Here is a 14,771-nt window from a genome sequence, read left to right as displayed (position 1 = left end):
TCTTTCAAATCATTATTCGCAATGTTTCTCGAAATAAAAAATTGATTACAAAATTTTCCAGTCGAAATTTTCAGAAAACAAAAAAAGAGGCACCTGTATCAATCATAAGAAATATTTCAAACCTTCACTCCTTTATCTCACAAGTTTTGTACTTTTGAAAACTTTACAAAATCACAATTATGTCACAACAAAAACGCCTTTTCCTTCTTGATGCCTACGCCTTAATCTTTAGAGGCTATTATGCTTTCATAAAAAACCCAAGAATCAACTCTAAAGGAATGGACACATCAGCCATTATGGGATTTATGAATTCCCTGATGGACGTAATAAAAAGAGAAAAACCAGACCATTTGGCCGTTGCTTTTGATAATGGCGGAAGTCAATTGAGAAATGATATATTTCCAGAATACAAAGCCCATCGTGACGCCACTCCCGAAGCTATTAAAATTGCTATACCTTATATCCAAGATTTACTGAAAGCCATGCATATTCCTATTATAGAAGTAAAAGGTTATGAAGCTGATGATTTAATTGGTACAATTGCTAAACAAGCCGAAAAACAGAACTACAAAGTCTTTATGGTTACTCCTGACAAGGATTTTGCACAACTCGTTTCTGAAAATATATTCATGTACAAACCCGCCCGAATGGGGAACGGAATAGAAATTTGGGGGATTCCGGAAGTTTTGGCAAAATTTGAAATTGAACGACCAGACCAAGTAATTGACTTTCTTGGAATGATGGGCGATGCTGCCGATAATATCCCCGGACTTCCTGGTGTAGGCGAAGTAACGGCTAAGAAGCTTTTGAAAGAATTTGGAACCATGGAAAATCTTTTAGCCAATACAGACAAGCTAAAAGGAAAAATGAAAGAAAACATTGAAGCCAATAAAGAAAAAGGATTATTATCCAAAACTTTGGCGACAATTTTACTGGATTGTCCCGTTATTTTTAACGAAACGGATTATGAATTATCAACTCCCGATGTCGAAAAAACAGATGCGCTTTTTAATGAATTAGAGTTCAGAAGAATGGCAGAGCAATTTGACGCCATATTCAAAAAAGGCGGAACTGCAACTACTAACAATAATCCTGTTGACGAAACCAAACTATACAAAAAACCACAACCAAAAAACGAAGAACAATTTGATCTTTTTGGAAGTGCCATTCAAGATGATTCTTCAGAAGAAACACGCCATCAGTACTACAATTCATTAGAAAACACTGCACATTCATACCAGATAATTCAAGGGGATTTAGGATTGCGATTGCTGTTGCAAAATTTGCAAAACCAATCTTCGGTGTGTTTTGATACTGAAACAACCAGTTTGGACGCTTTGCATGCGGAATTGGTCGGCATCTCATTCTCCTATGAGAAAGGAAAAGGATTCTATGTTCCGTTTCCGGAAAATCAAGAAGAAGCACAAACTTTAATTGAAAAATTCATTCCTTTTTTCGAAAATGAAAGCATTGAAAAAATTGGTCAGAATTTAAAATACGATTTAAAAATTCTTTCTAATTACAATGTTACCGTAAAAGGAAAATTATTCGACACCATGATTGCACATTATCTGATCAATCCGGATATGCGTCATAATATGGATATTTTGTCAGAAACGTATTTGAAATATTCCCCTCAATCCATAGAAACTTTAATTGGTAAAAAAGGGAAAAACCAAAAATCAATGCGTGACGTTGCATTGGAAGAAATAAAAGAATATGCCGTTGAAGATGCTGATGTAACCTTCCAACTTAAGGAAATATTCACATCGGAATTGGATAAAACCGGAACCAAAAAACTTTTTGAGGAAATCGAAATTCCATTAGTAAAAGTTCTGGCCGATATGGAAAAAGAAGGAATTCGTGTTGATGTAGATTTCTTGAAATCACTTTCAAAAACATTAGACGATGACATTAAAATATTAGAAGCAAACATTTTTGAAACTGCCGGAGAAAAATTTAATCTGGCTTCTCCAAAGCAATTAGGTGATGTTTTATTCGATAAATTAAAAATTGGAGGTGTAAAACAAAAGAAAACCAAAACTGGTCAATATGCAACCGGAGAGGAAATCTTGAGTTATTTGGCTGCCGAAAACCCAATTGTAAAAGACATTCTGGATTGGCGACAATTGGTAAAACTTCAAAACACCTATGTCGAGGCTTTGCCAAACCAAGTAGACAAAATCACGCAACGCATCCACACCGATTATATGCAAACCGTTGCCGCAACAGGTCGTTTGAGTTCAAATAATCCGAACTTGCAAAACATTCCTATTCGTACGGAACGAGGAAGACAGATTAGAAAAGCATTCGTGGCCCGAGATGAAAATTACACCTTGGTTTCTGCGGATTATTCCCAAATAGAATTGCGTGTAATTGCGGCATTGAGTGGTGAAGAAAACATGATTAAGGCATTCCAAAATCACGAAGACATTCACAAATCTACTGCTTCAAAAGTATTTAATGTTCCACTCGAAGAAGTAACTCGCGAGCAACGAAGTCATGCCAAAACAGTAAATTTTGGAATTATTTATGGTGTTTCGGCTTTTGGATTGAGCAATCAAACTTCATTATCCAGAAGTGAAAGTGCCGCTTTGATTGAAGCGTATTATAAAACGTATCCAAGATTGAAGTCCTATATTCAAGAACAAATAGATTTTGCAAGAGATAATGGTTATGTACAAACCATCTTGGGCCGTCGCCGTTATTTGAAAGATATTAATTCGCAAAACGCCATTGTTCGTGGTGGTGCAGAACGAAATGCGGTAAATGCACCAATTCAAGGAAGTGCTGCCGATATCATCAAAATTGCAATGATTAATATTCATGAAAAACTAACATCCGAAAATTGGAAAAGCAAAATGTTATTACAAGTTCATGATGAGCTTGTGTTTGACGTACACAATTCGGAACTCGAAAAAATCCAACCGATGATAAAACACGAAATGGAACACGCTTTCAAACTTGATGTTCCTTTGGATGTTGATTTAGGAGCTGGAAAAGATTGGTTGGAAGCACATTAAATATCTTCCATCATACTCATAAAAAAAATCTCTAATCGTTTTAAATGATTAGAGATTTTTTTTAATCTTATATTAAATGAGTTTCTACAATTTCCTTGTTGACTCTCTTTCTTTCAATTTTGTTTTGATTACGACCGTTTCATAAGGCAAATCTTCTTCTTTGGATTCTAACCTGTCAATAAGCAATTTAGCGGCCACCTCACCTATTTCGATTCCGTGCTGACTCACCGTTGTTAAACTTGGAGACAATCTTCTGGAAGCCAGAATACCATCGGCAAAACCAATGATAGAAATTTCTTCCGGTACTTTATATCCTTTTTTAAGCGCAATACGCAAAGCTGCTACTGAGTCATTTTCTTCGAGAGCAAAGATTCCATCAATTTTATTTTCAAAAACTTTTTCGATTTTATCCTTTAAATCATCTTCAGAATCCGTTCTTAAAATGATATCGTTGTTAACAGCAATATTATTGTTTTCCAATGCTTTTAAATATCCTTCGGCTCTTAATTTACCAACACTTAAGTTATCGATAGAGGACAACAAGGCAATATTCTTGCATCCTATATCAATTAAATGTTGTGTTGAATTTAAAGCGGAGTCAAAATCATCAACAATTACTTTGTCACAATCTACGCCTTCGGCAATACGATCAAACATAACAATTGGAGTTCCATCATTAATGATTGCGGAGAAATGGTCGTAATCCTGATTTTTTTGTGCTTCTTCAGAAACCGAAACAATAAATCCATCGATAGTTCCATTACTTAGCATTTCCAGCGTATGGGCTTCTTTTTCTGATGATTCGTTAGAGATACACATAATCACGTTGTATCCTTTTTCGTCGGCTATTTTTTCGATACCGCTGAATACTTTGGCAAAAAAAGAATTTAAAATATTTGGAATAATTACACCAATGGTTTTTGTCTTTCTATTTTTAAGGTTCAGACCAATAACATTGGGTTTGTAATTTTTAAGCTTAGCATATTCTTTAATTTTAACTTTCGTCTGCTCGCTAATCTCCGGGCTATCGTTCAACGCTTTAGAAACTGTAGAAACAGAAACATTCAGTTCTTTAGCGATTTGTTTTAAAGTTGCTTTAGCTTTCATAAGAGAGATTTTTGACGTAATTTATATAATAAAAACAGTGACAAGATATGAATAATTAGAATATTAACTGTTTAAGTGACAAAAATAGCCAATAAAATGTAAAATTTGCTTCCAAATATTAGAAATATACAATAAAATTAAATAAAAACAATAGCACCTCGAATTCAACTCACCCAGAAGTGAGAAACACAAATTCAATCTTAGAATATTATTTTAAATATACATTTGATTATCAGAGTAAAAACAAGAAAAAAATATTCATTTAAGGTATTTGTATTTAAAATAATTAATTGTACTTTTGCAACCCCTTTATTGGGGATGGAATGTTTAATTAAAAATATATTATGGACGCATTAAGCTACAAGACACAATCAGCAAGCAAAGCCACAGTTACAAAAGAGTGGATTGTTGTAGATGCTGATGGTCACAACTTAGGTCGTCTTGCTTCAAAAGTCGCTATGATTTTGAGAGGTAAGTACAAGCCAAGTTACACACCACACGTGGACTGCGGTGATAACGTAATCGTTATCAACTCAGAAAAAATTAACCTTACAGGTAACAAAATGGATGAAAAAACATACATCCGTCACACTGGTTACCCAGGAGGTCAAAGAACTTTAACTGCTAAAGTATTGCAATCAAAAAACCCTGCATTATTAGTAGAGAAAGCTGTAAGAGGGATGTTACCTAAAAATAAATTAGGTGCTGAACTTTTTAGAAATTTAAATGTTGTTGTAGGATCTGAGCACAAACAAGGCGCTCAAAAACCTAAAACAGTTAACCTTAACGATCTTAAGTAATGGGAGTTATTCACAAAATCGGTAGAAGAAAAACCGCTGTTGCACGTGTTTATGTTTCAGAAGGAACAGGAGTAATCACTGTAAACAAAAAAGCATTCGAAACGTACTTCCCAACTGCAACTTTACAGTACAAAGTATTACAACCTATGTCTATGACAGAAAATGTAAGCAACTTTGACGTAAAAGTTAACGTTTATGGTGGTGGTTCAACTGGTCAAGCAGAAGCTGTAAGAATGGCATTAGCACGCGTTATGTGTGAAGTAAATGCTGAAAACAGAGCTATCTTGAAACCAGAAGGTTTATTAACAAGAGATCCAAGAATGGTTGAACGTAAGAAATTCGGTCAGAAGAAAGCTCGTAAGAGATTCCAATTCTCTAAACGTTAATATTACCTGTCTTGTTCAAATGGGACAAGACATCGTTCATTTATTATTGAATTTAAAAAAACAGTTGTTGTTGCTCTCCTACTGAGGTAGGAAATAGTTTAGCATCTAAATGTATAAAGCCGAGAAATCGCCATTTATTCATTGCTAATCAACAGAACGTAAACTAGAACAAAATGGCAAACAAAGTAGAAGTAAAAGAATTACTAGAAGCAGGTGTTCACTTCGGACACATGACTAGAAAGTGGGATCCAAACATGGCTCCTTACATTTATATGGAGCGTAATGGTATTCACATTATCAATCTATATAAAACTGCAGCAAAAATTGAAGAAGCTAATGACGCTTTGAAAAAAATCGCTGCATCAGGTAGAAAAATATTATTCGTTGCTACCAAAAAACAAGCAAAAGACATCGTTGCTGAAAAAGCAAAAGCTGCAAACATGCCTTACATCACTGAAAGATGGCCTGGTGGAATGCTAACTAACTTCGTAACTATCCGTAAAGCTGTTAAAAAAATGGCTACTATTGATAAAATGAAGAAAGATGGTACATTCATGACTCTTTCTAAAAAAGAGCGTTTGCAAGTTGATCGTCTTCGTGCTAAATTAGAGAAAAACTTAGGTTCAATCGCTGACATGTCAAGACTACCAGCTGCATTGTTCGTAGTTGATATCAAAGCGGAACATATCGCAATAAAAGAAGCTCAAAAATTAAACATTCCAGTTTTTGCAATGGTTGATACAAATTCTGATCCTCGTGAAGTAGAATATGTAATTCCTGCAAATGATGATGCTTCTAAATCAATTGATAAAATTTTATCTTTAGTTACTGCTGCAATTGTTGAAGGACTTTCTGATAGAGGTTCTGACAAAGAAGCTGAAGCTACTGCTGAAGTTCTTGCTCCTGCTGCTGAAGCTGTAGAAGTAGCTCCTGCTGTAGAAGCTGCTGCTCCAACTGCAACTGCAACTGAAGAATAAATAAACATTTAATTCCAAGTTTTAAATTCCTCTCCAAAAAAAATTAGAAACCTAAAGTTGATAATTTAATAAAATTGGAAATTGGATTTAACACTTGGAATTTTTTACTTTTAACCTTAAAAAATAATACAATATGGCAACAATTACTGCTGCAGACGTAAATAAATTAAGAACAATCACTGGCGCAGGTATGATGGACTGCAAAAAAGCCTTGGTTGAAGCAGACGGAGATTTTGATTTAGCTATCGAAAACTTACGTAAAAAAGGACAAAAAGTAGCTGCAAACCGTTCAGATAGAGAATCTACTGAAGGTGCTGCAATTGCTGTTGTAAATGCTGACAAAACTGCTGGAGTTGTTATCACATTGAACTGTGAGACTGACTTCGTAGGGATGAATGAGAACTTTGTAAAAATGGCTACTGAAATGGCTAATTTAGCATTGAACTTCAATACTAAAGAAGAATTTTTAGCTGCTGACTTCAACGGAATTACTGTTGCTGATAAATTAATCGAGCAAACAGGAGTTATCGGTGAAAAATTAGAAATCAGAACTTTCGAAAAATTAGAAGGTGCTTTCATCGGATCTTACATCCACTCTGGAAACAAAATCGCTACTTTAGTTGCTCTATCTGCAAATGTTGAAGGTGCTGACGAAGTTTCAAGAAACGTATCTATGCAAGCAGCAGCTATGGCTCCTATTGCATTAAACGAAGAAGGTGTTGATGCTGAAACTATCGCTAAAGAAATCGAAATTGCTAAAGACATCCTACGTCAAGAAGGAAAAGCTGAAGCAATGTTAGACAATATCGCTAAAGGTAAACTAGCTCGTTTCTTTAAAGACAACACTTTAGTAAACCAAGATTACATCAAAGACAACAAATTAAGCGTTGCTGCTTATGTTAAATCTTTAGATAAAGATCTTATCGTTACAGGTTTCAAAAGAGCTGCTTTAGGATAATCATTCTAAAATCGTTTCAGAATTATAAATTTATTTACAATTCTGATTACAAATATAAAATCCCATTCGTTCACTCGAATGGGATTTTATATTTGTAATCAACTACTGTTTGTTTTATAAAACATAAATTTCAAATTAAAATACTAAATTTGAGTACTAATTATCATTTATGTTTAAAACCAAAAAAGAGCTCGTATTTGTTATACTCGCCGGAATCTTCATTACTAATGCTGTTACTGCCGAATTAATCGGTGGAAAACTGATACAAATAGGTCCGTTTGTAATGAGCATCGGGATTTTGCCTTGGCCCATAGTTTTCCTGACTACCGATTTAATCAATGAATATTTTGGAGAAAAAGGAGTAAAAAAATTGTCTTTAATAACAGCCGGTTTAATTGCTTACGCTTTTATCCTCTTATTTTTAGCCATAAACATTCCAGCAGCAAAAGGAATTAGCCCTGTAAATGATGACCAATTCTTTGCTGTTTTTGGGCAAAGTATGTGGATCATCGTTGGAAGTATCATTGCATTTCTAGTTTCACAATTGATTGATGTTACTATTTTTTGGTTTTTCAAAAACCGTACAGGAAATAATAAAATCTGGCTTAGAGCAACGGGTTCCACTATAATTTCTCAATTATTCGATTCTTTTATTGTCCTTGGAATTGCTTTTTGGTTGCCTGGAAAAATTAACTTTGATACTTTTATAACTTCCGCATTGACGGGTTATACATTCAAACTTGGAATTGCGGTTTTATTGACTCCGCTAATTTATTTGGGGCACTACATTATAAAAAAATATTTATCAGAAGAAATAGAATAAATCATGGAAGAAAAAACAAGATGTAAATGGTGTGTGGGTATTGATATTTACGAAAAATACCATGATGAAGAATGGGGTGTTCCTGTTTATGAAGATCAAAAATTATTTGAATTCCTAATCTTAGAAACTTTCCAAGCGGGACTAAGTTGGATTACAATCCTAAAAAAAAGAGAAAACTTCCAATTAGCTTTTGATGATTTTGACTATAAAAAAGTTTCGAATTATACTGAAGATAAGATCCAGGAATTACTTCAAGATGCAGGGATTATTCGCAATCAATTAAAAATTCGCGCAGCCGTTTCGAATGCCATTGCTTTTATGAAAGTACAAGAAGAATTTGGTAGTTTTTCAAAATACATTTGGAAATTTACCGATGGAAAACCTATTCAAAACAACCGACAATCCTTAAAAGAAGTTCCTGCAACAACGCCACTTTCGGATGAAATTAGTAAAGATTTGAAAAAACGTGGATTTAAATTCGTAGGCTCTACAGTAGTTTACGCTCACATGCAAGCCACTGGAATGGTCGATGATCACGTAGCAGATTGCTGGAAAAAAAGCTAGTAATCAGGTTGCAGTTTAAAGTACTAGAAATCGGAATCTGAAAATTATTTACTTTTCAAAATCTCTATAAATTCTTCTCTGTCAATTTCCCTGCAGCCCAAACTTTCAAGATGCGGATTATAAACTTGGCAATCCAACAGTTTGTAATTTTCTTTTTTTAATTGGTTTACCAAAGCAATGAAAGCCACTTTGGAAGCATTAGAGACTTTAGAAAACATACTTTCACCACAAAAAACATGACCCAAATCGATTCCATACAATCCACCAACCAAAACCTCATCTTGCCAGACTTCAACCGATTTTGCAATACCTAATTCGTTCAATTTACAATAGGCTTCAATCATATCATTCGTTATCCAAGTCCCATTTTGACCGTCTCTTTTTATGTTTTGACAGTTTGAAATTACGTCCCTGAAATTCTGATTAAAAGTAACCTTGAAACTATTTCGATTCAGAATGTTGCGCATACTCTTGGAAACAATCAATTCATCCAGAAACAAAACCATTCTGGGATTTGGCGACCACCATGTAATAGGTTCTCCATCTTCAAACCACGGAAAAATGCCACTTTTATAAGCAAGTTGCAATCGTTCCGGTGACAAATCTCCTCCAAGAGCAAGAATACCAGAAGAATTAGTCAGAGAAACTGGAGGAAAGAATAGTGCTGCAGTTAAATAATACATTCTTTATTAAAAAATAAAACCCGACAGTGTTTTAAATACCTGTCGGGTTTGTTTTTACTATATCAATAGAAATTCAAATGATTAAAAAGGTAAATCGTCTGCTTCTTCTTCGTTTAAGTTAGTTGCTGGTGCAAAAGCTTCTGCAGCCGGCATTGGAGGCATTTGTGCAGCAGAAGGAGCTTCAGCTTGCAATTTTCCAATTCTCCATCCTTGGATAGTATTAAAATAAACCGTTTCCCCTTGAGGATTTGTCCATTCTCTACCTCTTAAATTAATATCAATTTTCACAGGCTCACCTACTTGAAAACCGTTCAATAAGTCACATTTATCCTGAACAAACTGAACTAGAATATGTTGTGGATATTGCTCATCAGTAGTAACAACTACATCTCTTTTTTTGAAACCTCCAGATCCAACTTCTTTAGTTTGATCGATCATTTTAATTTTTCCTGTAACTTCCATCTTCTATGTTTTAATTGTTTTGCTCTATTTTTTTCTTTCTGCCAAAAGTACTTTCCATGCCGAAAACACGTCGTTAGCATTTAAATATTTTTTAGCTTCCATATGCACTTTTAACTCATCATCGGAGCTTAAAACTCCTTTTACCGCGAAATTTTGTTTTACAAATATAGTAACTTCTTCCTTTGTAGGCAAGGCTTCAATATTCCCTAAAATCCCTAAATCATTTCCATCAAAAACTGTACTTTCTTTTATAAAATCTGGAATCGCATCCACTCCAATTCCTAATGTGGATAATGGTTTTGGCACTTCAAAAAGACCTTGATTCGACCTGGAATACCAGTTGCCGCCTAATCTGGAAACTAAGTCAATTTTGTGTTGGTCAATCGCTCCGTTTTCGTCTAAAACAGATTCGTCAATATGAATGCGCACTACTTCACAAAGCACTAAATTTCCGGCTCCTCCTTCAGTTCCCAATGGAATAATCTGAGTGACTTTGCATTCAAATTGAACGGGGGATTCTTTTACCCTAAAAGGTTTTACCACCTCCGAAGCAATTGGAGTCAAGCCAGATTTTATAAACTCATCAACCCCATCTGCATATTCCGTACTGGCCAGAGACGTTTGCTGAACTATATTATAATTTACCACATTAATCACTACTTCACGAGTCGCTTCGGCATTGATTAAGGTGTGTTTTATCGAATTATCACGAATGCGTCTTGCAGGCGAAAATATCAGAATTGGAGGATTAGCACTGAACACATTGAAGAAACTAAAAGGCGATAGATTAGGATTCCCTTTAGCATCCATCGTACTGGCAAAAGCAATAGGTCGCGGTCCAACGGAACTTTGCAAATACCCTTGCAGTTTTGCTGTTTCAATACTTTTAGGATCAATAGTAATCATACGTTTTTAATTTATTGCTGAAAGATACAAAAGTAGACAAATGAATTAAGTTTAAGAAGCAGTAACCTCAAATTAGAATAAAATAAAGGATTGATTTTCTCAAAAAAAATTCTTTCTCCAAAACTAAAATACAAAAGCATTTATTTCGTTATATTTATACCACTAAATTATATTTATGCAGTTTTCTGAAAGAAGAAATACAACTCGTTGGGTTATTATTTTTGCATCCTTTTTAATCATTTCATTAATTCTCTGGAACACATATACTTTTTTTCAAATCTTCAAAAATGAAGAACGATTAAAAATGAACCTTTGGGCAAAAGCTCAAAAAACACTTAACAATGCCGGTGAAAATACCGATGTAGAACTCCCACTTCAAATTTTCAGCAACAATACCTCAATTCCTATTATAGTTACGGAGAATGACAGCATCATAAACACCGTAAACATTGACGATGCTATTCTGAAAAATAAGTCCAAAGCCCAGGATTTTTTATCCAAATTAAAAAGCGAAAATGAACCTATTGTCATTGAATATGTTCCGGGAAAATTTCAAAATCTGTATTATGGTAACTCTGCATTACTGAATAAATTAAAATATTATCCCGTTGCTTTGGTACTCATCATTGTGCTTTTTGGAGCGCTCGTTTACAATTTTTACAGAAGTACCAAAATGGCTACGCAAAATAAACTTTGGGCCGGAATGGCAAAAGAAACCGCACACCAGATAGGAACTCCGCTTTCTTCCTTGATTGGCTGGGTCGAACTCTTGAAATCCGAAAATGTTGACGAAAGCACCACTTTCGAAATTGAAAAAGACATTGAACGTTTACAAACCATAACAGATCGTTTCTCTAAAATAGGTTCAGAACCAAAATTAGAAAATAAAGACATCGTAGCAGAAACCTTTCAATCCTACGACTATTTACAATCCCGATTTTCGAAACAAATTGAATTTTCATTCAAGGCACCAAAATCACCTATCATTGTTTCTTTGAATCCTACTTTACACAGTTGGACCATTGAAAATCTTGTAAAAAATGCCATCGATGCCATGAAAGGAAAAGGGAAATTAGCACTTGAAATTGAACAAGAAGGTGATTCTGTAAAAATAAACGTTACCGATACTGGAAGCGGAATTCAAAAAAACCAATTCAAAAGCATCTTTGAACCAGGATTTACAACTAAAAAACGCGGTTGGGGATTGGGTCTCTCATTGACTAAAAGAATCGTTGAGGAATACCATAAAGGAACCATCAAAGTGTTGAATTCCGAGATTGGAAAAGGAACAACGATGCAAGTCAGTTTTAAAAAAAGCAATTTAGTTTAACTGAACACCAAACCAAGTAACTTTCGAAAACATTGTTTTTCTGACTATTTTAGACTTACTCAAATAATTTTTCACAAACAAGGAATGCTCTTCGGCTTGCGCCAAAGCTGCTCCAATCGATTTTTTAATCGATGCTACATTAGATGCGTTTTTGCTACCAACTGAACCCACGCTGTAAATATCGTTCTGACATTTCACCAGCTGTTCTCTTGGCGTTTCAATCATATCGCTAATTTCATCATCTGATAAAGCAGGCTTGAACTTATTGTTTCTGTAATAAATAAAATCATTCAATAGAACAACTGCCTGATTCATCTCATTCACAATGGAATTCAATTTCTCAATATTCGTATTATGTCTCAAATAAGTCAACTGCTGCTTTTTCCCTTCATAACGTTCCAGAATCATAGCATTTTTCAATCCATTTTTCTCTATTCTTTCTGCCGAATCAAATAATTGATCTGCTTCTGACAAGGCATTATATTTGATAATTTCTTTCTCAAAATCAAAGTATTTCTTGGTTTTGCTGATTTCAATTTTCCCTTCATAAAACTCACCATTGGTAATCGGATAATTGGAAAATTGCCATAAATAATCAAATGGAATGTGGGAAGCAATTATTTTAGTGGGTTCAGTCTTAAAATAATAGTTATTTATTTTTTTATAAAACCTCCCATTATTGACATAACCAGAACCCCAAGTTGGATCAAATACATACCACTTTTTATCAATTTTTGCGGCTATCCAAGCGTGAGCTAAATCACTTACTTTTCCGTTTTGCTTTGTATATCCATCGATTATATAGGATTGAATTCCTGTTTTTTGCGAAAGCTCATTAAAAACGACAGCATAATGAATACAAACACCTTTTTTGGTTCTTAACGTCCTTGCGATTTGTTCCTGTACCGTTTCATTGAAATTTACAACAAACATATTGGCAACATCATAACTTATATTTGATGTAGTCCAATAAAAAACAGCCCTGATTTTATCCGTTTCTGTTTTAAAATTAGCGTTGATATATTTGGCAATTGCATCGGCTGAAGTTGTTGAATTAGCAGGAATAACAGCCATTTTAGCATCAACCAAAGGATATCCGGCATTGACCTGTCCAAAACTCAGAAGTGAGAAAAAGAAAAAAAGTACTAAACAAATGTTTTTCATAGTATATAATGTAGTCTCAAAAAATTAAAAGGGGATAGGTTTTCACCTATCCCCTTTCTAAACTAAAATCATACCAATTTATTTTATTTACTAAAATATTACAAATTAGCTTTAATGCTTTCTGCCAAAGCTTCAAATTCATCTTTGGACAAGGATACTTTATTTTGAAAACGCATTTCATCCATTTCATTCAAGGGAATTAAATGAACGTGCGCATGGGGAACTTCAAGTCCTACAACTGCCATTCCGATTCTTTTGCACGGAACCGTTTTTTCAAGGGCAACTGCTATTTTTTTAGAGAATTGCATCAGTCCGATATACAAATCATCTTCCATCTCAAAAATCTTATTTATTTCTTGTTTTGGAATACAAAGGGTGTGTCCTTTTGCATTTGGATTTACATCCAAAAAAGACAAGAAATTTTCATCCTCTGCGATTTTGTAACATGGGATTTCTCCGTTTATAATTTTTGTAAATATACTTGACATTGTTGAATTGGTTAATTGTTGAATCGGCTAAACCTTTAACTATTTAATCACGAGATATTTCTAAAATTTCAAATTTCAACACTCCGTTTGGAACAGTGATTTCTGCCACTTCTCCTACTGATTTCCCCAACAAACCTTTCCCAATAGGCGAGGTTACTGATATTTTTCCAGTTTTCAAATCGGCTTCACTTTCAGCTACCAGTGTGTATTTCATTTCCATTCCATTGGTTTGGTTTTTGATTTTCACATTAGACAAAACCAATACCTTAGAAACATCAAGATGTGTTTCATCTATTAATCTGGCATTAGAGTGTACTTCTTCCAGTTTAGCAATACGCATTTCCAGCATTCCTTGCGCTTCTTTAGCAGCATCATATTCGGCATTCTCAGAAAGGTCGCCTTTATCTCTTGCTTCAGCTATATCTGCAGATGCTTTTGGACGCATTACGCTTTTTAAATAATCTAATTCTTCTCTTAATTTCTTTAACCCTTCTGCGGTGTAATACGATACTGTACTCATAACTTCATCATTTATATAAATAGAAAAAATCCCATCAGGACGGGATTTCTTTCCACAAAGATACTATTATTATTTTTTCGTCTATAAATATATGTTAATCATATATAATTCAAAGTTAAATAAATTAAATTTGTTTCACTAATACTTTGACACTATTTTAAAATGAAAAAATACCTGCTGCTTTCCGTTATAATTCCTTTCTTTTTCTCGTGTAGTGATTCAGGTTTTGACAATACAAATCCATATATCCCTAATTATACTTTTACGGTAGATATTAATATGAATTTGCCTGCGTATTCAAATCTTAAATATGCGAGCAATGCTATTTATTATGCTGGAGTAGGCGCACGTGGTATTATTGTTTTTAATACCGGCAGCGGTTACAATGCTTTTGATGCGGCTTGTCCTAATCAAGCAATAAGTTCCTGTTCTACCATGACCATAGATGGGATAAATGCCGTTTGTGGATGTGACAGTAAAGAGTACAGTTTATTTACCGGACAGGGAACTTTACAATATCCTATGAAACAATATCGTGTTCAAGTAAACGGAACTTCTCTTCGAGTTTATAATTAAACAA

At 34.3% G+C, this 14,771-nt stretch carries 16 protein-coding genes; 9 read left to right on the top strand and 7 right to left on the bottom strand.

Annotated features, from left to right (window positions below; all coding sequences use genetic code 11):
* Positions 1-179 precede the first annotated feature (179 nt).
* Positions 180-3,023, top strand: a complete 2,844-nt coding sequence (gene polA / locus CLV00_RS05980; protein ID WP_099714273.1) for a DNA polymerase I — start codon at positions 180-182, stop codon at positions 3,021-3,023.
* An 84-nt stretch (positions 3,024-3,107) separates the two neighbouring features.
* Here polA and CLV00_RS05975 read toward each other — a convergent pair whose 3' ends face one another.
* On the bottom strand, positions 3,108-4,130 hold the full coding sequence (locus CLV00_RS05975; protein WP_099714272.1) for a LacI family DNA-binding transcriptional regulator: 1,023 nt from the start codon (positions 4,128-4,130) through the stop codon (positions 3,108-3,110).
* Between the two features lie 344 nt (positions 4,131-4,474).
* On the opposite strand from CLV00_RS05975, the gene rplM reads away from it, so the two are divergent.
* From rplM to CLV00_RS05945, 6 genes are all read left to right on the top strand, one after another.
* On the top strand, positions 4,475-4,930 hold the full coding sequence (gene rplM, locus CLV00_RS05970; RefSeq protein WP_099714271.1) for a 50S ribosomal protein L13: 456 nt from the start codon (positions 4,475-4,477) through the stop codon (positions 4,928-4,930).
* Positions 4,930-5,316: a 30S ribosomal protein S9 gene (gene rpsI, locus CLV00_RS05965; protein ID WP_066080508.1), complete on the top strand. Its 387-nt coding sequence runs from the start codon at positions 4,930-4,932 to the stop codon at positions 5,314-5,316. The genes rplM and rpsI overlap by 1 nt, the downstream gene beginning before the upstream one ends.
* Before the next feature lie 173 nt (positions 5,317-5,489).
* A complete protein-coding gene (gene rpsB, locus CLV00_RS05960; RefSeq protein WP_099714270.1) occupies positions 5,490-6,293 on the top strand; it encodes a 30S ribosomal protein S2 in 804 nt (267 codons plus the stop codon).
* A gap of 133 nt (positions 6,294-6,426) precedes the next feature.
* Positions 6,427-7,251 (top strand): translation elongation factor Ts, encoded by an 825-nt coding sequence (gene tsf, locus CLV00_RS05955; RefSeq protein WP_099714269.1) that lies wholly within the window; start codon positions 6,427-6,429, stop codon positions 7,249-7,251.
* Positions 7,252-7,420: 169 nt separating this feature from the next.
* Positions 7,421-8,074: a queuosine precursor transporter gene (locus CLV00_RS05950; RefSeq protein ID WP_099714268.1), complete on the top strand. Its 654-nt coding sequence runs from the start codon at positions 7,421-7,423 to the stop codon at positions 8,072-8,074.
* 3 nt (positions 8,075-8,077) lie between these two features.
* A complete protein-coding gene (locus CLV00_RS05945) occupies positions 8,078-8,638 on the top strand; it encodes a DNA-3-methyladenine glycosylase I (protein ID WP_099714267.1) in 561 nt (186 codons plus the stop codon).
* 44 nt (positions 8,639-8,682) lie between these two features.
* Here CLV00_RS05945 and aat read toward each other — a convergent pair whose 3' ends face one another.
* From aat to CLV00_RS05930, 3 genes are all read right to left on the bottom strand, one after another.
* Positions 8,683-9,321, bottom strand: a complete 639-nt coding sequence (gene aat / locus CLV00_RS05940; RefSeq protein ID WP_099714266.1) for a leucyl/phenylalanyl-tRNA--protein transferase — start codon at positions 9,319-9,321, stop codon at positions 8,683-8,685.
* 81 nt (positions 9,322-9,402) lie between these two features.
* The gene (locus CLV00_RS05935) at positions 9,403-9,783 is read right to left on the bottom strand and encodes a DUF3127 domain-containing protein (RefSeq protein WP_099714265.1); all 381 of its coding nucleotides are present in this window, start codon (positions 9,781-9,783) and stop codon (positions 9,403-9,405) included.
* A gap of 24 nt (positions 9,784-9,807) precedes the next feature.
* On the bottom strand, positions 9,808-10,689 hold the full coding sequence (locus CLV00_RS05930; protein ID WP_099714264.1) for a flavin reductase family protein: 882 nt from the start codon (positions 10,687-10,689) through the stop codon (positions 9,808-9,810).
* Between the two features lie 175 nt (positions 10,690-10,864).
* Here CLV00_RS05930 and CLV00_RS05925 point away from each other — a divergent pair, with 175 nt between their 5' ends.
* Complete coding sequence (locus tag CLV00_RS05925; RefSeq protein ID WP_099714263.1) at positions 10,865-12,019, top strand: PAS domain-containing sensor histidine kinase; 1,155 nt, start codon at positions 10,865-10,867, stop codon at positions 12,017-12,019.
* Here CLV00_RS05925 and CLV00_RS05920 read toward each other — a convergent pair.
* The 3 genes from CLV00_RS05920 to greA all read right to left on the bottom strand — a co-directional run bounded on the left by CLV00_RS05920 (position 12,011) and on the right by greA (position 14,191).
* Positions 12,011-13,183, bottom strand: a complete 1,173-nt coding sequence (locus CLV00_RS05920; protein ID WP_099714262.1) for a transglutaminase domain-containing protein — start codon at positions 13,181-13,183, stop codon at positions 12,011-12,013. The genes CLV00_RS05925 and CLV00_RS05920 overlap by 9 nt on opposite strands.
* Positions 13,184-13,281: 98 nt before the next feature.
* Positions 13,282-13,671 carry an HIT family protein gene (locus CLV00_RS05915; protein ID WP_099714261.1) on the bottom strand — a complete coding sequence of 130 codons (390 nt, stop codon included), beginning with the start codon at positions 13,669-13,671 and terminating at the stop codon, positions 13,282-13,284.
* 43 nt (positions 13,672-13,714) lie between these two features.
* A complete protein-coding gene (greA, locus tag CLV00_RS05910) occupies positions 13,715-14,191 on the bottom strand; it encodes a transcription elongation factor GreA (RefSeq protein ID WP_091165910.1) in 477 nt (158 codons plus the stop codon).
* A 162-nt stretch (positions 14,192-14,353) separates the two neighbouring features.
* Between greA and CLV00_RS05905 the strand changes: the two genes are divergently transcribed.
* Positions 14,354-14,767: a hypothetical protein gene (locus tag CLV00_RS05905; RefSeq protein WP_099714260.1), complete on the top strand. Its 414-nt coding sequence runs from the start codon at positions 14,354-14,356 to the stop codon at positions 14,765-14,767.
* The last annotated feature ends 4 nt before the right edge of the window (positions 14,768-14,771 follow it).

It is taken from the genome of Flavobacterium sp. 11, assembly GCF_002754315.1.
In the GTDB taxonomy this organism is placed as follows: Bacteria; Bacteroidota; Bacteroidia; order Flavobacteriales; family Flavobacteriaceae; genus Flavobacterium; species Flavobacterium algoritolerans.
Note: the sequence above shows the minus strand (reverse complement) of the source record. Positions and strands in the feature narration are given on the sequence as shown.